At 45.8% G+C, this 18838-nt stretch carries 16 protein-coding genes and 1 riboswitch; of the genes, 6 read left to right on the top strand and 10 right to left on the bottom strand.

All coding sequences use genetic code 11. The features are described from left to right. Positions 1-9: 9 nt before the first annotated feature. Complete coding sequence (locus tag ABR189_RS00650) at positions 10-2493, top strand: glutaminase family protein (protein ID WP_354658499.1); 2484 nt, start codon at positions 10-12, stop codon at positions 2491-2493. Positions 2494-2601: 108 nt separating this feature from the next. On the opposite strand, the gene ABR189_RS00645 is transcribed toward ABR189_RS00650, so the two are convergent. After that, the gene (locus tag ABR189_RS00645; RefSeq protein ID WP_354658498.1) at positions 2602-3201 is read right to left on the bottom strand and encodes an IMPACT family protein; all 600 of its coding nucleotides are present in this window, start codon (positions 3199-3201) and stop codon (positions 2602-2604) included. Positions 3202-3236: 35 nt separating this feature from the next. Continuing rightward, positions 3237-4304, bottom strand: a complete 1068-nt coding sequence (gene ribD, locus ABR189_RS00640; protein WP_354658497.1) for a bifunctional diaminohydroxyphosphoribosylaminopyrimidine deaminase/5-amino-6-(5-phosphoribosylamino)uracil reductase RibD — start codon at positions 4302-4304, stop codon at positions 3237-3239. An 83-nt stretch (positions 4305-4387) separates the two neighbouring features. Between ribD and prmC the strand changes: the two genes are divergently transcribed. Beyond that, positions 4388-5251: a peptide chain release factor N(5)-glutamine methyltransferase gene (prmC, locus tag ABR189_RS00635; protein ID WP_354658496.1), complete on the top strand. Its 864-nt coding sequence runs from the start codon at positions 4388-4390 to the stop codon at positions 5249-5251. 97 nt (positions 5252-5348) lie between these two features. On the opposite strand, the gene ABR189_RS00630 is transcribed toward prmC, so the two are convergent. From ABR189_RS00630 to pepT, 7 genes are all read right to left on the bottom strand, one after another. Next, positions 5349-6929 (bottom strand): DHA2 family efflux MFS transporter permease subunit, encoded by a 1581-nt coding sequence (locus ABR189_RS00630; RefSeq protein WP_354658495.1) that lies wholly within the window; start codon positions 6927-6929, stop codon positions 5349-5351. A gap of 91 nt (positions 6930-7020) precedes the next feature. Further along, positions 7021-8163 (bottom strand): HlyD family secretion protein, encoded by a 1143-nt coding sequence (locus tag ABR189_RS00625; RefSeq protein ID WP_354658494.1) that lies wholly within the window; start codon positions 8161-8163, stop codon positions 7021-7023. A 41-nt stretch (positions 8164-8204) separates the two neighbouring features. Next, positions 8205-9572: a TolC family protein gene (locus ABR189_RS00620; protein ID WP_354658493.1), complete on the bottom strand. Its 1368-nt coding sequence runs from the start codon at positions 9570-9572 to the stop codon at positions 8205-8207. Further along, on the bottom strand, positions 9562-10197 hold the full coding sequence (locus ABR189_RS00615) for a TetR/AcrR family transcriptional regulator (RefSeq protein ID WP_354658492.1): 636 nt from the start codon (positions 10195-10197) through the stop codon (positions 9562-9564). Before ABR189_RS00615 ends, ABR189_RS00620 begins: the two co-directional genes overlap by 11 nt. A 338-nt stretch (positions 10198-10535) precedes the next feature. Next, entirely contained in the window at positions 10536-10946 is a 411-nt protein-coding gene (locus ABR189_RS00610; protein ID WP_354658491.1) for an ExbD/TolR family protein, read from the bottom strand. 66 nt (positions 10947-11012) lie between these two features. Next, positions 11013-11729 (bottom strand): MotA/TolQ/ExbB proton channel family protein, encoded by a 717-nt coding sequence (locus tag ABR189_RS00605; RefSeq protein ID WP_354658490.1) that lies wholly within the window; start codon positions 11727-11729, stop codon positions 11013-11015. Positions 11730-11819: 90 nt separating this feature from the next. Further along, positions 11820-13067, bottom strand: coding sequence for a peptidase T (gene pepT, locus ABR189_RS00600; RefSeq protein WP_354658489.1), 1248 nt, complete (start codon positions 13065-13067; stop codon positions 11820-11822). A 372-nt stretch (positions 13068-13439) separates the two neighbouring features. Further along, positions 13440-13646, top strand: a riboswitch (cobalamin riboswitch). Positions 13647-13801: 155 nt separating this feature from the next. Between pepT and metE the strand changes: the two genes are divergently transcribed. The 3 genes from metE (at position 13802) to ABR189_RS00585 (ending at position 16820) form a co-directional block, all read left to right on the top strand. Then, positions 13802-16108, top strand: a complete 2307-nt coding sequence (gene metE / locus ABR189_RS00595) for a 5-methyltetrahydropteroyltriglutamate--homocysteine S-methyltransferase (RefSeq protein ID WP_354658488.1) — start codon at positions 13802-13804, stop codon at positions 16106-16108. Between the two features lie 63 nt (positions 16109-16171). Next, positions 16172-16414 carry a cysteine-rich CWC family protein gene (locus ABR189_RS00590; protein ID WP_354658487.1) on the top strand — a complete coding sequence of 81 codons (243 nt, stop codon included), beginning with the start codon at positions 16172-16174 and terminating at the stop codon, positions 16412-16414. A gap of 10 nt (positions 16415-16424) precedes the next feature. After that, entirely contained in the window at positions 16425-16820 is a 396-nt protein-coding gene (locus ABR189_RS00585) for an acyl-CoA thioesterase (protein WP_354658486.1), read from the top strand. 143 nt (positions 16821-16963) lie between these two features. Here ABR189_RS00585 and ABR189_RS00580 read toward each other — a convergent pair whose 3' ends face one another. Beyond that, entirely contained in the window at positions 16964-17392 is a 429-nt protein-coding gene (locus ABR189_RS00580) for an FKBP-type peptidyl-prolyl cis-trans isomerase (RefSeq protein ID WP_354658485.1), read from the bottom strand. A 153-nt stretch (positions 17393-17545) separates the two neighbouring features. On the opposite strand from ABR189_RS00580, the gene ABR189_RS00575 reads away from it, so the two are divergent. After that, the gene (locus ABR189_RS00575) at positions 17546-18724 is read left to right on the top strand and encodes an exo-beta-N-acetylmuramidase NamZ family protein (RefSeq protein WP_354658484.1); all 1179 of its coding nucleotides are present in this window, start codon (positions 17546-17548) and stop codon (positions 18722-18724) included. Positions 18725-18838 lie beyond the last annotated feature (114 nt).

Raw genomic sequence — 18838 nt, 5'->3', positions numbered from 1 at the left:
TTCCGCGTCATGTTGTATACTCTTAAACGTACTGCAATAGCAGTCTGCGTCCTGATGGGGATGTGCGGTGGGCAGGCCAATGCCCAGTCATTCCGGGCACCGGCCTATCCGCTCATCACCCACGATCCTTATTTCAGCATCTGGTCATTTACGGATGAGCTTTCCCAGGAGCCTACCCGTCACTGGACCGGCAAAACACATACACTTGCAGGCTTTGCACGTGTTGATGGTAAAGCTTACCGCTTCCTCGGCAATACTGCTCCGTTATATCAAACCCTGCTGGCAACTGCAGCCGCAGCGCCTGCCAATTACCGTTATACCACAGTGGCTCCTGCCGGCGAATGGCAACAAAATAATTATCCCGACAAAACCTGGAAACTGGCTACCGGCGCATTCTCTGACAATCCTTCACCGGGACAGCAAAGCTGGAAAACACCGGAACTATGGGTACGCCGGACTTTTACACTTACAGAAAAGCCATCGGGTGAAGTATTCCTCCACATGTTTCACGATGATAATGTGGAAGTATATATCAACGGGGTAAAAGCGTATAACCGGGAAGGCTGGACAGGAGAATACAAAGACATTCCCTTGTCAGCCACAGCAGTAGCAGCCCTTCAGAAAGGAAAAAATACCATCGCCGTATATATTAAAAATACAGCCGGCGGTGCGTATCTCGACTTTGGCCTGCATGCGCCCAAGAAACAACCGGCTATCCAGGAAAGTACGGCCACACAAACAGGGGTAACGATCACGGCTACCCAAACAAAATACAACTTTACCTGTGGGCCTGTAAAGCTGGATGTTACCTTCACTTCTCCTCTCCTGCTGGATAAACCGGACATACTGAGCCGGCCTGCTTCTTATATCACCTTTGCCGCTGCCAGCCAGGATGGTAAAGCCCATCAGGTAGAAATCATGTTGGGTGCAGGCAGTGATATCGCGGTAAATATACCCGCTCAACCTGTAGTAACCCAGGTACTGCAACAAGGTAATCTGGATGTACTGAAAGCAGGTAGCAGGCAGCAGCGGATGCTGGGTACCAAAGGTGATGATGTACGGATAGACTGGGGTTATCTCTACACAGCTGTACAACACGGTGCAGGACAACAACAATACATTATTCCTGCAGCTATCGGTGCACAGCAGTTTATCCGCACCGGCCGTATACAACCTATGAAAACATTACCTGCCAATATGGGCCCATTATTACTGACCAATACGTGGGACTTGGGCAAGGTAGATGCTGCCGTGGTGAAAAAACATATGGTACTGGCCTATGATGATATCTACAGCGTGGAATATTTTGGTAAACCACTCCGGGCATGGTGGAGAAAAGATCCTGGTATGACAGCAGAAAAAATGCTGGAAATGTCGATGGAGCAATACCAGCAGCTGATAACAGCCTGCAATGCCTTTGATGCCTCCTTTGCCAGAGAAATGCTGGCCGCCGGCGGCGAGAAATATGCAGCACTTACTACCCTTTCTTACCGACAGGCCATTGCTGCCCATAAAACCGTGGCAGCTCCGGATGGCAGATTACTGTTCTTTTCCAAAGAAAACTTCAGCAATGGTTCCATCGGTACAGTAGATATCACCTACCCCTCTTCACCTTTATTCCTGCTATACAATCCGGTTTTCCTTAAAGGAATGATGGAACCTATTTTCGAGTATTCAGAAAGCGGCAGGTGGACCAAACCATTTGCAGCACATGACGTAGGTACTTATCCGATAGCCAACGGGCAAACTTATCCCGAAGACATGCCGGTAGAAGAAGGCGGGAATATGCTACTGCTCACCACTGCGATTGCAACGGCAGAGGGGAATGCGAATTACGCAAAGACGCATTGGAATACGTTGACCACCTGGGTACAATACCTGGAAAAAGAAGGGCTTGATCCTGCCAACCAGCTTTGTACAGATGACTTTGCAGGCCACCTGGCACACAACGCCAACCTGTCGGTAAAAGCGATCCTGGGTCTTGCCGGTTATGGTAAGCTGGCCGGGCAACTGGGTAAAAAGGAAATTGCAGACAAGTATACCACATTGGCTAAAAGCATGGCACAGCAATGGATGAAGATGGCAGAGGATGGCGATCATTACAGCCTCACCTTTGACAAGAAAAATACCTGGAGCCAGAAATACAACCTGGTATGGGATGAACTACTGCAACTCAACATCTTTCCAAAAGAAGTAGCTGCCAGAGAAATCAGGTATTACGTAACGAAACAACAGCCTTTTGGATTACCACTGGATAGCCGTAAAACGTATACAAAATCTGACTGGATCCTTTGGACGGCGACTATGACCAAAAACACAGCCGACTTCAACGCCTTGCTGGAACCGGTATACCACTTTGTTACTACCGGGCCTTCCAGGATACCACTGAGCGACTGGCACGAAACTACGGATGGTGCATCAGTAGGTTTCCGCGCCAGATCAGTAGTAGGCGGTTATTTTATGCCTGCACTAAAAGTAAAACTGGAAAAGTAAAAATAAACGTGTGCTACCCGGCATAAGCAGGGCTGACCAGTACAAAATGCTGGCCAGCCCTGTTTTTATTATATCCTGATCAGGCTTTACATCTGTGCTTGCCGACCACTATTTTACTGCTTTAATATCGAGGTTATGGATATCCTGCAGCCGCAGCAGGCAAAGCTCTTTATTGGCTTTTGGAATACCGATCTCCATTTCGCAAAACAGCTGCAGCTCCTGGGATAATACAGTGCAGTTGGTTTGTTTAATGATCATCATTACATCGTTCATGATGGTGTAGTCAAAGCTCAGCCTGTACTTCAGCTCCACATTTTTCTGTACAGCAGGTATCAGCTGCAACACCATGGCAGTAGCCATTTTATAGGCATTGATCAAACCAGGCACACCCAGTAAGGTACCTCCAAAATAACGTACTACCACTACCAGTACATCGGTCAGCTGTTTGCTATCGATCTGCCCTAAGATGGGCTTACCTGCCGAACCGGATGGCTCGCCGTCATCATTGGCCCTATATTGCAGCTCACCCATTCCCAGCCGGTAAGCATAACAGTGATGGGTAGCTTTGGGGTGCTCCTTTTTCACTTCCTGTAAACACTCTTTTACCTGTTCCGGAGTTTTAACTGGAAATGCGTACGCCAGAAACTTGCTGCCACGATCTTTAAATTCAGCAGTTGCTGTTTTTTCTATAGTAAAATAAACCTCCATCAACGATAAAATTGCTTGTTACATAATCCTGCCAGCTACCAGGCTGGCATATTCTTTCCTGCATGATTGCGATAGTATACAATCCGGTCCTCTTCCAGGCATATGGTGTTTTCCACATTTCCCGCAGGTAACACTGGGGCACCTGTCCCTTCGGGCAACAAATTGCCTCCGGTAATCACCCTGGCCTCATCCCATATATCCGCTGTGATAAACTGCTGTAATACGTGAGGACCGCCTTCGACCAGCACACTTTGTATATTTTGTTCATACAGCCATTTCAGTAACTGGTCTATTACCGGCAGGTTAAAATCTATTTCCAGTATTTCCGTCAGCCCGCTCACCGTGGTATCCGTAGCCGTAATAAAGACAGTGCGAACACTACCATCCCACAGATGGTGCGTGCGCGGTATTTTCAATGTTTGGTCAATTACCAGGCGTATGGGGTGTTTCCCTGTCCACAAGCGGTTATTAAGCCGGGGATTATCATTCACAGCAGTATGGGTCCCTACCAGGATGCTCATTTCTTCGCTCCGCCATTGATGCACCAGCCTGTCGCTGTAGCTGTTAGAGATCCGCACTGGTGCTCCGCTGGTAGTAGCCATGATGCCATTCAGGCTTTGGGCCCATTTAAGAACAATATAGGGGCGTTTCTTTTCATGGAAAGTAAAAAACCGGCGGTTGATATCACGGCAGGCCGCTTCCAGTACACCTGTACGCACCTGGACGCCCGCCTTTTCCAGCTTTTCAATGCCTTTGCCAGCTACTGCGGAAAAAGTATCCTTACAGCCAATCACTACTTCCCGGATACACTCCGATACGATCAGATCAGCACAGGGAGGCGTTTTACCATGATGTGCACAAGGCTCCAGGCTTACGTACATGGTAGCCTGCGGGATCAGGGCTTTATCCGTATCCGCAACGCTGTGCACACAGTTCACTTCCGCATGCGCCTGCCCATATTGCCGGTGCCAGCCCTCTCCTATAATGCGGTCCTGATGTACCAGCACTGCACCTACCATAGGATTAGGCGCTACCTGCCCTGCTCCCAGCTGTGCCAGCTGCAGACAACGCTGCATAAAAAATTCATCCCTGCTACTGTCCATGATAACAAACGAAATGATATGTTTGCAAAAATATTGTTTCAGCGCCGATTTTCCCTTTAATAACAACTTTTGCATATATCTTCATGACCATACAAGCCGCGTTTACACATATTATTCAAACAATCAGCCCCCTTTATGAAGAGCGGGAAGCTGCCAGCGTAGCCCATATGGTAATGGAGCATATCACCGGATTAAGCAAGCTGGACCGCATTATACACAAAACACGAGCACTCACACCGGAGCAGCAGCTACAGCTGGAACAGGCGCTGGAAGCCTTACAACAGCACCAGCCCATACAATACATCCTTGGCAAAGCCTGGTTTTATAATATGGAGCTGCTTGTGAATGAGCAGGTATTAATCCCCCGCCCTGAAACGGAAGAACTGGTAGCATGGATCGTAACAGATATACAGGCAGCCCATCAGCCCAGCCCACGCCTGCTGGATATCGGTACAGGTAGCGGCTGTATTCCGCTGGCATTAAAAAAAGAGTTGCCCGCCGCTACCGTATGGGGAATTGATGTAAGTCCCGGCGCCATTGCAGTAGCTGACAGCAATGCCGCACAACAAAAACTGGCCGTGCAATTCACGGTCATGGATGTACTGGATACACAGGTGGTACAAACCTTACCCACCTTTACTACCATTGTAAGTAACCCTCCGTATATCAAACAAAGTGAAAGTGCTGCCATGCAGCAGCAGGTAGTGGCATTTGAGCCTGCTCTCGCATTATTTGTTCCGGATGAAGATCCTTTGCGCTTTTATCGTCATATCAGCCAGCTGGCAAAAACAAAACTAACACCCGGTGGTACCTTATATTTTGAGATCAACGAAGCCCTGGGAAAAGAAGTAGTAGCCCTGATGGAGCAGGAAGGATTTACCGCTGTTACTTTAAAGCAGGATCTCTTTGGTAAAGACAGGATGGTAAAAGGCAACCGAACCATATAAAAAAGTAAAGCCGGAATATGAATATTCCGGCCAGTTCCTAAACCTACAACTGTTACACTGTTATGCAACAAAAAATATATAGCAGACCATGCCTGTTTTAGTGCATAGCCGACGGATCCAGTTTCTTTTGTTGTTTTCCTCCCTTCACCATTAACACGATGGGTACACATACCAGGAACATAATGCCCAGGTAGAGGCATACATCCATATAAGACAATACAGAGGCCTGTTTGAATACAGAATAATCCAATGCCTGGTAACCACTTTTCAAAGCCGTGGTGGCATCCATGCCTTTACTCATAAAACCAGCCTGCAAACTGTGCACCCTTTGCTGCACTTCCGGATTATTAATATCCAGCTGGCTTACCAGATCGCTGCGGTGTACCATATTCTGGCGCGACATAAAAGTGGTGATCGCCGCTACGCCAAAGGAACCACCCAACTGCCGCATCATCCCGGTAAATGCCGCTCCCTGTCCTATCTGCTGTCCTTTAAGAGAGGATAATGCCAGGGTAGTAATCGGAATAAACAACATGCCCATACCTATACCTCTTACAATCAGCATCCAGAAAAATGCATCTGCACCGGTATCAGCAGGCGTTAAGATTTTATATCCCCAGAAACTGTATACAAAGAACAGGAACATTCCCAGCGCTACCAGGTATTGTTGCGGTACCCCCCGCTCCAATAGCTTTCCGATGATAGGCATCATAAAAGCGGTGGTTAACGCTGCCGGGATCATCAGCATACCCGACTGCGTAGCAGTCCATCCTAATGTGCTTTGTGTATATAAGGGAATAATAAAAGTAGAGCCGTACAAACCAAATCCCAGGATGAAAGAGAGCACAGTACCCGCTCTCAGGTTACCATTCTTTAATACCCTGAGTTCCACAATGGGATTTTTATAAGTCAGTTCCCGCCATACAAAGAAGAATAAACTCAGCGCAGCAACTACCACCAGGGTAGTGATGCTGCTACTGTTAAACCAGTCATCTTCCTGTCCACGTTCCAGTACATATTGCAGCGAACCTACTGTGGCCGCCAGCAAACCGATACCCAGCCAGTCAATTTCATTGGCAGATTTTTTCTCGGCAAATTTGGGGCTGCGTACAAATTGCAGCGTCAGCAGTGTAGCGATCACCCCAATGGGTATATTGATATAAAAAATATAGGGCCAGGAGAAGTGATCCACAATATAACCACCCAATGGAGGGCCGAGTGTGGGTCCTATAATTACGCCTAATCCATAAATAGCTTGTGAAGTGCCACGTTTTTCAGGAGGATAACTTTCTGTGATGATCGTTTGTGAAGTTACCAGCAATGCGCCACCACCTAATCCCTGGATAAACCGGAAAGCTACCAGTTCCCAGATACCTACGGCATTACCGCAAAGAAAAGAAGAAACGGTAAAGATGATAATGGAAGCAGCGAAATAATTACGGCGGCCAAATTGCTGTGACAACCAGCTGGTCATAGGCACCACAATTACATTCCCGATAGCGTAGGCAGTGATTACCCAGCCTATTTCAGGCAGGGTGGCCCCCATATTACCACGCATATCATTCAGTGCCACGTTCACAATAGTAGTATCTACTATTTCCAACAGTGCACAGAATATAGCCGTAATTGTTATAATTACCCTGCGGGCACCATATTCAACCAATGAGTCTTGCTGCATGGTATTTACTAAGCTTTGAACAATTAATCGTTAGCTGTCAGTAATATAGCGTAAAGCATAAGCCATCAGCAGTGTGCTGATAGCCGGTTGCTTAGTTCAGGTGTACGTCCACCATCACACTCAATCCTGGCCGCAATTGTTTTACATGTTTATCTTCCGGATGCAGGAATTCTATTTTAACCGGTAAGCGCTGTACTACCTTTACGAAGTTGCCGGATGCATTATCAGGCGGCAACAGTGCAAAACGGGCGCCGGTAGCCGGAGAAAAGGAAGACACCTTTGCTTCCAGGGCTTCGCCCGGATAAGCATCTACGTGCACAGTAACCGGTTGACCGATCGCCATTTTATCCAGCTGTGTTTCTTTAAAATTGGCCACTACCCAGATGTTATTATCCATCACCACGCTGAACAGGGATTGCCCCGCCTGCACATACTGCCCAGGAGTTACGTATACCTTAGATACTAATCCATCTTCCGGCGCGGTGATAACAGTATAGGACAGGTTGAGCCGGGCATCGTTCACATCCGTTTGGCGTTGGCTGATAGTAGCGTTGGCCATGTTGATTTGTTTGGAAGTAGCGCTGCTCTGAGAAGCCACCGCATCTGTCTGACGGGCAGCTGCATTACGCTGTTTTACCAGCACCTCCAGCTGGCGTTCTGCCGTTTGTTTAGCTGCCAGCGCCTGTTCATATTGCTGCTGTGTAATAGAATGATCCTTGATCAGGTTATTATAGCGCTCATAATCCTGGGTGGCTCTCCACACGTTTACTTTTCCCGCTTCAATCTGCGCATCCATGGTAGCAATATTAGCCCTGGAAGAAGCCACATTTACCTCAGAAGCCTGTGTACTTGCCTGTGCCACCCCCAGATTAACCTGTGCGGTCATCAGGGCAGTTTCGGCCTGTTCTACTTTAATTCTCAGATCACGGTCGTCCAGTATCACAAGGGTATCCCCTTTTTTTACGGACTGGTTATCACTCACCTTTACTGCTTTCACATAGCCGGATACCCTGGGAATTACGGGGCTTACATTCGCTTCTATCTGTGCATTATCTGTTTCTTCATGGTGAAGCGCATGAATGTATTTAGTGATCCCAAAAGCGCCACCACCTATTACCAACACTGCGAGCACTATAATGAATCTTAAGTTGCGCTTTTTAGGCGCGGGTTTTTCCTGCATATTTTTACCAGATTGAACGTGAGTATTTTTTATTTCGTTGGTTTGCGTTTCCATTTGTTTACCTGTTTATTGGTTTACGGGTAATGACGTTGTGATTATTTATAATCCGTTGCCAGTACACCTGCTGTTTGCAGCAGTTTCTTATAGGCCAGCAGTGCATCTGCTTTAGCAAAAGTGTAATTCAGCTTTGCCTGCAGATCTGCCACATCCGCTTCCAGGAGATCGGTAGTAGTAGCCAGGTTATTCACCTGTTTGTTCTTAACGATCCGGTAGTTTTCGTCCGCCTGCTCTATGGCTTTAGCGTAAGTATCGATACGCTTTTTACTCAGCACATAGTTTTGATAAGATTGGTTTATCTGCAGGTGTATTTCATCTACCAGCATTTCTTCGTTAGCCTGTACCTGCTCCAGGCGGGCCTTGGCTCCGTTTACCTTGGATCCGGTTTTCCACAGGGAAGAAGGGCTGTATTTAAGACCTATGCCAGCATTTACAGCATTGGTAATGGTCATTACCTCCGGAATATGTGCAGCAATATATCCCCCGGTTACTGCCACAGCAGGATAGTACTCCCCTTTGGCTGCTTTTATACCAGCATTCGCTGCTTTTTCACGGGCAGCCAGGGCAGCAGCATCTTTACGGCTTGCCAATGCCAGCTGTTCCCATTCATCTACCGCCCTGTTATCCACAACAGGATCCTGCTGAAAGGTAGCTGCATCCACTTCCAGTTCTACATCTTCCGGCAGGCCCAGCAGGAGGTCCATATTAATGTTGGCTATTTTAAGGCTGCTTTCTGCATCCAGCAGGGATAATTCGATATTGGATTCCTGCAGTTGTGCTTTGAGCAAGTCGTTCCTTGCCAACAGGCCATTTTTTTCCAGGTTGGTAAAATCCTTTACTCTTTGCAGGGATTCTTTCTGGTTTTCTTTTACCAGGGCTACTGCTGCTTTGGCTTTATATAAATTACAATAGGCCGCAATTGTATTCTGGATCACATCTTCCCGGTTTTTGTCGGCATCCAGTTTGGCCGCTTCTGCCAGGTAACGTGCAGATGCTTTCCCGCTTTGTATCATAAATCCGGAAAAGATGGGCAGGGATACATTCGCCATAGCATAAGCTGCCTGGTTTACATTAGGAGAACCGCCCCCCTTATTGCCGCTGCTGTCATTTCCCATTTTCAGTTTAAGATCTATATTAGGTTGCAGCAGCCGCAGGTAAGAGCCGGAAATACTCACATCCGGCAGTTGACGCTCATAAGCTTCTTTAAGGGAAGCTCCGGCCTCCGCTATCTTAGCCTGGCTCAGCTTTAACTGTTTGCTATGCTGTATACTTAATGAGATCGCCTCGTTCAGGGTTAATTTTTTGGTGGTTTGTGCATAAGCAGCTCCCTGTAAAGCCAATGTAATTACCGCACCGGATACAAACGCATACAAGAACTGCTTGTAAATGCTTCCTTTATAATTCATGTGTGAGGATTGCTTTAAATACTTTTTTTAAATGATTGCTTAATCTTTTGGATAAATATGCTTTGAACTCCTCTGCAGGCATGCCTTCCAACCCTGCCAGCCTTCTGTGAAAGTCCTGGCCCGAAACAGCATGATTCAGTGTACCAAATAAGGTGGTGCCCATCATCAGCATATCTACGTCCTTATTAAAATCCCCATTACGCTGTCCTTCCATGATCAACTCGCGGATAAGATCGGACACCTCTTTTTTGTTTTCCGCAATCATATTACGCACCACAGTATCCCCTTCCCGGTTCAGCTGCTCCCTCACCATGATGCAATGCAAACGCTGGTTATCAAATACCTTATCAACAAAATTGTCAATCAGCCTGTACACCTTTTCCAATGGGGCTAATGTTTCATTTTTCAACAATCCTTCTACCACATCCTTGGAAGCCTGCATCTTTTGTTTCATAATAGCTTCCAGCAGTTTGTCCTTAGAACCAAAGTAATAGGATATCATTGCCACGTTTACATCCGCTTCCAGCGAAATATCCCTTACAGAGGTGCCATGAAACCCCTTTTCTGCGAATAGCTTTTCTGCCACATTGATGATAGATAACTGCTTCTCCGTGTATATGACCATGTCGTTCACAATGTTGAGGGAGCAAAACTAAACAAACGTTTAATTAAATCAAACGATTGTTTAAATAATTATTATTTACAATCATAATTGATTGTAAATAATAATTATACATATTGTACAGATTGTAAAATAAGGGCTTGGGGTACCAGAAAGGTATTGAAAGTTTATTAAGCGCTTAACTATTGGCTTAATGCAGGGAAGAAAAGCTGTGAGCTGCTGCGGGCAAAATGCAGCAAAACGCTACAAAAGCTGTTTAAAATGTTGCAGATAAGGTCATCCCGAAGTATTCGCTGCATTTATGCTAATAGCTAAAGACTAGCAGCTAACAGCCTAAAAAATTATCGTTTGCCGCTTTGCGGATTAGCAGTAGCCAGTACTACCCGGGCATTCAATTCGCGGGCTACCTCCATTACGCTCACTACATCTTCTACCGGCACCGACTTTTCTGCATTGATTACAATGGTAGGATCTACATGTTCATTGGTAATAGCGGGTACCAGCATTTGTTTCAGTCCTTCAAATGCTACTTTGTTAGTACCCACAAAAAATTCTCTTTTATCATTGATGCTCACCACTACCGTTTGTTTGGATTTGGTATTGCTCTTGGCCTTGGGCAGGGTAAGTTTGATAACATTAGGGTTAGCCAGTGTGGATACGATCAGGAAAAACAGCAGCAGAATGAACAATATGTCATTCAATGCTGAGTTATGCATTTCCACCTGTCTTTTATTTCGCCTGCGTAAATTCATAATAAGATTTGTTAAACATCCGGAACAACGATTTCATCTCACCAACCATCCATAGACGATCGGGAATTATTTTGTTGGCTCCTGTAAAATATCAATGAATTCGGACGATGCGTTTTCCATTTTGTGGATCACCTTGTCGATCTGTGCATTCAGGAAACTGTATCCGATAAATGCGATCAGACCAATGATCAGACCGGTAGCAGAGGTAATCATTTTTACATAGATACCACCGGCAATAGTACCCAGGGTAATATCAGAAGTGATGGAAATGTTAAAAAATGTCTGAATCATACCCGCAATGGTACCCAGGAACCCGAACATCGGGGCTATCCCTGCAATAATCGACAGGATCACCAGGTTTTTCTCCATACGGTATATTTCCAGCTTGCCCACATTTTCCATTGACTTTTCAATATTGTCAATAGGCTTGCCAATACGCTGAATACCTTTATCGATCATACGGGCAATAGGGCTGTTGGTGTTCTTTGCCAGAGAGCGGGCTGCAGCCATATTACCAGTAGTGATATGGTCCCGTATCATCGGCATGAAGTTATCTTCCAGCTTACCCGCTTTGGAAATGGTCATGTATCTTTCTACAAATACAAATACTGCAATCACGGAAAGAATCCCTAACGGGATCATCAGTACGCCCCCTTTCATCAGCATATCCATCAAACTGATCTGCTGGCTGGCTTCTCCTGCCGCATTAAGCGCAGTAGCCACTGTATCTGCTTTGGGGAGTCGTAAAGTATCCTGCAATAGTGTAATTAGTCCTAACAGCATGTAAGTAATTTTAAGCGATGCAAAAGTATTAATCTAAAACCAATAAACGGTTAAAGTAATAATAAAATTGCTAATTTCAATATTCTTTACTTAGCTGCGTTGCTCCCACACCTGTGCCAGATACACAATAGTTTGCACCGCTTTTTGCATATCCTGGATACTTACATATTCATGTTTGCCATGGAGGGCCATTTCGCCTGTAAAAATATTGGGGCAGGGTAATCCCATAAAAGACAGGCGGGAACCGTCTGTACCTCCCCGGATACTCATTTTAACAGGGGATACACCTACCTTGCGGATAGCCTCCTCTGCATATGCCATCACCTGCGGGTACTGATCAAGCACCTCTTTCATATTGCGGTACTGCTCAGCTACTTTTAAGGTAGCCCTTGCTCCCGGATAGGTAGCTACTACTTTCTCCATAATACGGCGCAGGTATCCTTCATGTCCTTCCAATGCTGCCGTAGTAAAATCACGTATGATAAAGTCGATTTCCGCTTTTTCTACCGTGCCCTGCATACGTACCGGATGGATAAATCCTTCCCGGTCTTCCGTAGTTTCGGGCGACAACATATCTTTTGGTAATGCTGCCAGCAGATCACCGGCTACTTTCATGGCACTTACCAGCTTATTCTTGGCAGATCCGGGATGAATACTGATACCATAGATCGTAATCTTTACGGCATCTGCAGAAAACGTTTCATCTTCTACGGCGCCCAGTTCTCCGCCATCCATTGTATAGGCAAACTGCGCACCCAACTTATCCAGATTTACCTTTTCTACGCCCTTGCCTATTTCTTCATCGGGTGTAAACAGGATACGGATATCACCATGCTTTACTTCGGGATGCTGCAACAGAAAATCCGCTGCTTCCACGATCTCTGCAATACCTGCTTTATCATCTGCTCCCAGCAAAGTAGTGCCGCTGGCAGTAATAATATCGTCTCCTTTCTTTTCTTTGAGATAAGGATGCTCCGCTACACGGATCACAATAGCCGGATCATCGGGCAACTGAATATCACCGCCATCATAATTTTTATGCACAATAGGTTTCACATTCGCACCGCTGCAATCGCTGGACGTATCCATATGTGAACAGAAGCAGATTACCGGAACTTTTTTATCTGTATTGGATGGAATCGTGGCATATACATATCCATGTTCGTCCAGCTCCGCATCCTTAATGCCTATTTCCTGCAATTCCTTTACGAGCAAACGACCCAGGTCTTTTTGCTTTGCAGTGGAAGGAAATGTTTCACTCATCGGATCAGACTCCGTATCTATTTGCGCATAACGTATAAAGCGCTCCGCTACCTTGAATTGATATTGCTTAAACATATTGCAAACGTAAGGAATTTTTAAAAGCGCCCGTTTCCCTACCTCTTACCTCTTAAAACGCTCCATACTACAAAGAGCTGCCGTAATATTTTCTGTTTATCTGCTTCACAAGGCATGCAAACAGCAAAATATGCCAAACAGCTATGCTGCTGTAGGATAATATACCAAACTTTCCATTCCACAGACAATATCTGTTCCACTTATCTACTTTTACACAGCACAAAAGCAATAAAACAAGCATATAAAATAGTATTTTATGCTGGAAACAGGCAAAAAAACAGGTTTATCCGCCTGATAATGGTTTCCATACAACTTACAGCTGTTACGGCAATGTTGAGGAGAAACTTACTTATATTTGCTCCGGTTCTTTATAACACAATTGCTGTTTGCGGTGTCCGGCTGTTATGCCGGAATTAAAAAGGAACCGTGTGTAAATCACGGGCTGACGCGCAACTGTAAGTAACCTTTGAAAAGGTTATGGTCAATGAACAATGTCCATTGTCGGGATACATTATCCGGATGAGAAGGACGACCATAACTGTTACAAGCCAGGAAACTTGCCACAAACAAATTGCTGTATGCTTTCGCGAAACAAAGCGCTTACAGGGCATTGAATACACTGCTGCTTCCCTCCGGGTGAAGTATGCCCCTTCATATCTCTGCATCTTTCTTCGCGAAAACATACCCGCTGTAAAGCACTTTACATTTTTAGTATCCTTTAAAAACATGCAAGTATGTTTACGAACATTCCAGGCTACCCGCGTATTGGTAGCAACAGAGAATTGAAGAAAGCCTGCGAAAGCTATTGGACAGGCAAGATCTCTTTAGAAAAGCTGGAGCTTACCGCCCGGCTGCTGCGTCAGCAAAACTGGGAACACCTCCAACAGGCAGGTATTGACCTGATCCCCTCCAACGATTTTTCTTTTTATGATCAGATGCTGGATATGTGCCTGGCCATGGGTGTGATCCCCGCACGTTTCAGACCACTGCAACAAAAGCTGGCCGACCCAGCCTGCCTGGAACTGTATTTTGCCATGGGCAGAGGCTATCAGAAAAATGGACTGGATATCACCGCGATGGAAATGACCAAATGGTTTGATACCAACTATCATTACCTGGTACCCGAATTTGATACACAGCAGCAATTTACCTTACTCTCTAAAAAATGTGTGCTTGAATTTGAAGAAGCTAAAAGACTGGGTATCCACACCAAACCGGTATTAATAGGGCCACTGAGCTTTTTGATACTGGGTAAAATAAAAGACCCTGCACTGAACAACGGTATCCTGCTGCAACAACTCCTGCCGGTTTATATCCAATTGCTCGCTGAACTGCAAAGAGCCGGTGCTACCTGGGTACAAATAGATGAGCCCTGCCTGGTAACAGATCTGGTAGCCGCGGATAAAGAACTATATGCAGATGCCTACACGAAAATAAATGCGGCAGTTCCTGATTTAAAGATATTGCTGACCACCTATTTCGGCGGGCTACAGGACAATACAGGATTGGCGCTGCAATTGCCTGTGCAGGCCCTGCACATTGATCTGGTACGGGCACCGGAACAACTGGACAGTATCCTCCCACAGCTTCCTTCACACATGCAATTATCGCTAGGTGTGGTAGACGGACGGAATATCTGGAAAAACAATTATGACGATAGTTTATCACTGATACAAAAAGCTGTGCAGGCATTAGGCGCCGCACGAATCATGCTCAGCACTTCCTGTTCTCTGCTCCACACGCCATACGACCTGGATCTGGAAACAGACGAGCAGGTGCTTTCCCCGGCAATCAAACAATGGATGGCATTTGCCAAACAGAAAGTAGCAGAGGTAATCGCACTAAAAAATATACTGGCAGGAGACAACAGTTTACTGGATGCCAACAGGCAGGCCATGCAAAACCGGAAAACTTCTCCCCTGATTCATAAACAGGCAATAAAAGAGCGGGTAAAAAATATTACAGCAGCAGATGCACAACGACTCCATCCTTTTCCTATAAGGCAGCAGATCCAGGAAGCCGTACTGCAGCTCCCGCTGTTTCCTACTACTACAATAGGCTCTTTTCCACAAACGGCGGAGATCCGCAAGTTAAGAGCCGATCTGAAAAAAGGTAGTATCACACCTGCGGACTATGATGCACAGATAAAAGCAGCGATCCGGGAAGCCGTGCAGTGGCAGGAAGATATAAGGCTGGATGTATTGGTACATGGTGAATTTGAGCGGAATGACATGGTAGAATATTTTGGGGAACAGCTGGATGGTTTTGTATTCACCCAAAATGGCTGGGTACAGAGCTATGGATCCCGATGTGTGAAACCACCCATCATTTTTGGCGATATACAACGCCCTGCTCCTATGACGGTACAATGGAGCAGCTATGCACAGTCGCTTACCAACAAACCCATGAAAGGTATGCTTACCGGACCGGTCACCATTCTCCAATGGTCCTTTGTACGTAATGATCAGCCCCGTGCTACTACCACTTTGCAAATTGCATTAGCCATCCGGGATGAAGTCGTTGATCTGGAAAAAGCAGGGATACAGATAATACAGGTAGATGAGCCTGCTATCCGGGAAGGGCTTCCCTTGCGCAAGGCTGATTGGGAGCAGTATCTGCAATGGGCAGTGCAGGCGTTCAAAGTAGCGGTAGCAGGGGTACAGGATGCCACCCAGATACACACGCACATGTGCTATGCAGAATTTAATGATATTATTACCAGCATTGCAGCCATGGATGCCGATGTGATCACCATTGAAACATCCCGTTCCCAAATGGAGCTGCTGGAAGCATTCGCGAAATTCAGTTACCCGAATGAAATAGGACCAGGTGTGTATGATATCCATTCTCCTCGCGTGCCCACCGCCGCAGAAATGGAGGCACTGCTGGAGAAAGCAGTACAGCTACTCCCTGCAAGAAACATCTGGGTAAACCCGGACTGCGGCCTGAAAACCAGGAAGTGGGAAGAAACTGCACTGGCATTGCGCAATATGGTAACTGCTGCCAGGAACAGCAGAGAGATATTAACAGCTGCACAATAAAATTGTGCATAACAGATAGTATTTGTGCAACGGAGGATAGGTGATAATTCGTACATTGCAAGTATGGCTTGTCACGAAACCGTATCCTGTCCCCGTTGCAATAAATGCTTCGAATGCCGCGTAGGCAGCATCCTGCGCTGCCAATGCCAGGCCGTAACGCTTACTGAAGAAGAACGGCAACATATAAACGAAAACTACAGCAGCTGCCTTTGTGCAAATTGCCTGAGGGCAATGAAAGCGGACTATAAACAACACCGGTTCCGCCAGCGGATCAACCGCTTATTTTCTTTATTCGGTAAACGATAACCAGCTTGTTATGACATTAGAAGAACAGAAAGCATTTGCGGTAACCCGCATTTTCAAAGCCGTATTTCCCAATACAGTAAATCATTATGATACCTTGTTTGGCGGTACTGCCATGCATGCCATGGATGAAGTAGCATTTATTACTGCTACCCGCTTCAGCCGGATGCGGATGGTAACCGTATCATCCGACCGGATCGATTTCAAGAAACCTATTCCGCATGGTACTATTATCGAACTGGTAGGTGAAATCGTACATGTGGGAAAAACCAGCCTGAAAGTACAAGTCACTGTTTTTGTAGAACAGATGTACGCCAATCATCGCGAAAAAGCAATAGAAGGCACTTTCACCTTTGTGGCTATTGATGACCAGAAAAGGCCTACCAGCATCGTATTACCAGGTAATTAAGAAAGATAGCTGCAGTGCGGGTATACAGCACCTGCATCAGGATGGGGAAAGAGTCACTTTTAGAAAGTCCATAGTCCATAGAAGTACCGTCATCGGCATTCTTCTATGGACTATTTAAATGGTGGACAATCTTATGTTATAGACTAAGCTATTTCTACCAGTTCGATATCAAAAACCAGCGCTTCGCCAGCCAAAGGATGGTTAGCATCCAGGGTAATAAATTCACTACCAATAGCAGCAACTTTCACCGGGAATACCTGTCCTTCAGGATTGCTCATCTGCAATTCCATACCCACTTCAGGGTTCAGGTCAGCAGGAATGTTTCCTTTAGGGAAATCCATGATCAATTCCTCATTTTTGGGACCATATGCCTGATCAACAGGAATATTCAAAGTTTTCTTCTCACCAACTTTCATATCTACCACACCATTATCAAAACCTTTGATAACCATACCAGCACCTACCTGAAACTCCAGTGGAGGTCTGCCCTCAGAAGAATCAAAAGTAGTACCATTGGTTAAACGGCCATGATAATGCACTTTCACGGTATCCCCGTTTTTAACAGATTGCATAAAAATAAATTATAAAGTGATAACTAGAATATAGTTGCAAGGTAAGCAAAAGAAGCAAAAGGGTATGTTTTTGGACACTTTTTTCTATTCCTGTGCTATTTGCAGGTATTAAACTATCAAACCGTAATTTTACAGCTATCAAGTATGAATGTTATGAACAGGATCCTTACTTTATGCTTCGCCCTATTACTGCCTTGTTTTGTTATAGCGCAATCCACCGGCAGTGCAGCACCCGTTACCGGTGCTGAACAAACCAGCGCTTACCTGCCCCTGCTAAAAGGAAAAGGGGTGGCCTTACTGGTAAATCAGACGGCTACTATCGGGAATACCCACCTGGTAGACTCCCTGGTAAAACTCAATATCACAATCCGGAAAATATTCAGCCCCGAACATGGGTTTCGTGGAGATGCAGATGCCGGTGAAAAAGTAGGCAACAGTACCGACCCCCAAACAGGTATCCCCATTGTATCGCTTTATGGCCAGCATCGTAAAGCCACCGCTGCCGATCTGCAGGATGTGGATGTCCTGATCTTTGATATACAGGATGTAGGTGCTCGTTTCTATACATATATTTCCTCCCTGCAGGAACTCATGGAGTCTGCTGCGGAAAACAATAAACTGCTGATCGTACTGGATCGTCCCAATCCCAACGGACACTATGTGGATGGTCCTGTATTGGAACCGGCATTCAAATCATTTGTAGGGATGCAACCCATTCCACTGGTTCATGGCATGACAGTAGGAGAATATGCCGGCCTTTTAAATGGCGAAAAATGGCTCAGTAAGGGGGTTACCTGCCAGCTGAAAGTGATCCCCTGTAAAAATTATACGCATCAAACCGTGTATCATTTACCGATAAAGCCCTCTCCTAACCTTCCTAACATGGCATCCATCTACCTGTATCCTTCCATCTGCCTGTTTGAAGGCACAGCATTAAGTCTGGGCAGGGGTACAGATAAACCCTTCCAGGTAATAGGACATCCCGGATTCCCAAAAAATCTGTATCAATTTACACCGCATAGCACCGCGGGGGCCAAGAATCCGGTATTAAAAGACCAAACCTGCTATGGATATGACCTGTCTGGCAGCCCGGAAACAGTGCTGCAGGAAACCGGCAATCAGCTGCAATTAAAGTGGCTGATAAAAGCCTGGCAGCTGTTTCCCGAAAAAGATAAATTCTTCACGCCCTTTTTCAATAAACTGGCAGGTAATAGCCTGCTGATGCAGCAAATCAAGAATGGTACACCGGAGGCTGCTATCCGCAAAAGCTGGGAGCCTGGCCTGAAACGTTTTAAACAGCTCAGAAAAAAGTACCTGCTATATGCTGAATAAAAGAGGTTGCGATAAACAACCATCTGTGTATACCTGCAAGGCATTGGTGCAGTAGCAAAGCTCATGTCCAGCTATTACAGCTACCTGTACAGTTGCTGAAGTCCTCATAATTAT

Origin of the sequence: Chitinophaga sp. H8, assembly GCF_040567655.1 — a bacterium.
Taxonomy (GTDB): domain Bacteria; phylum Bacteroidota; class Bacteroidia; order Chitinophagales; family Chitinophagaceae; genus Chitinophaga; species Chitinophaga defluvii.
This window is presented reverse-complemented; position numbering and strand designations above follow the sequence as displayed.

Bases quoted from the DNA above. Each gene is read 5' to 3' on its own strand.
- metE (WP_354658488.1), top strand. From the start codon at position 13,802: ATGTTTACGAACATTCCAGGCTACCCGCGTATTGGTAGCAACAGAGAA.
- ABR189_RS00575 (WP_354658484.1), top strand. From the start codon at position 17,546: ATGAACAGGATCCTTACTTTATGCTTCGCCCTATTACTGCCTTGTTTT.
- ABR189_RS00605 (WP_354658490.1), bottom strand. From the start codon at position 11,729: ATGCTGTTAGGACTAATTACACTATTGCAGGATACTTTACGACTCCCC.
- ABR189_RS00610 (WP_354658491.1), bottom strand. From the start codon at position 10,946: ATGAATTTACGCAGGCGAAATAAAAGACAGGTGGAAATGCATAACTCA.
- ABR189_RS00585 (WP_354658486.1), top strand. From the start codon at position 16,425: ATGACATTAGAAGAACAGAAAGCATTTGCGGTAACCCGCATTTTCAAA.
- ABR189_RS00630 (WP_354658495.1), bottom strand. From the start codon at position 6,929: ATGCAGCAAGACTCATTGGTTGAATATGGTGCCCGCAGGGTAATTATA.
- ribD (WP_354658497.1), bottom strand. From the start codon at position 4,304: ATGGACAGTAGCAGGGATGAATTTTTTATGCAGCGTTGTCTGCAGCTG.
- ABR189_RS00620 (WP_354658493.1), bottom strand. From the start codon at position 9,572: ATGAATTATAAAGGAAGCATTTACAAGCAGTTCTTGTATGCGTTTGTA.
- ABR189_RS00650 (WP_354658499.1), top strand. From the start codon at position 10: ATGTTGTATACTCTTAAACGTACTGCAATAGCAGTCTGCGTCCTGATG.
- ABR189_RS00645 (WP_354658498.1), bottom strand. From the start codon at position 3,201: ATGGAGGTTTATTTTACTATAGAAAAAACAGCAACTGCTGAATTTAAA.
- pepT (WP_354658489.1), bottom strand. From the start codon at position 13,067: ATGTTTAAGCAATATCAATTCAAGGTAGCGGAGCGCTTTATACGTTAT.
- ABR189_RS00590 (WP_354658487.1), top strand. From the start codon at position 16,172: ATGGCTTGTCACGAAACCGTATCCTGTCCCCGTTGCAATAAATGCTTC.
- ABR189_RS00625 (WP_354658494.1), bottom strand. From the start codon at position 8,163: ATGGAAACGCAAACCAACGAAATAAAAAATACTCACGTTCAATCTGGT.
- ABR189_RS00615 (WP_354658492.1), bottom strand. From the start codon at position 10,197: ATGGTCATATACACGGAGAAGCAGTTATCTATCATCAATGTGGCAGAA.
- prmC (WP_354658496.1), top strand. From the start codon at position 4,388: ATGACCATACAAGCCGCGTTTACACATATTATTCAAACAATCAGCCCC.
- ABR189_RS00580 (WP_354658485.1), bottom strand. From the start codon at position 17,392: ATGCAATCTGTTAAAAACGGGGATACCGTGAAAGTGCATTATCATGGC.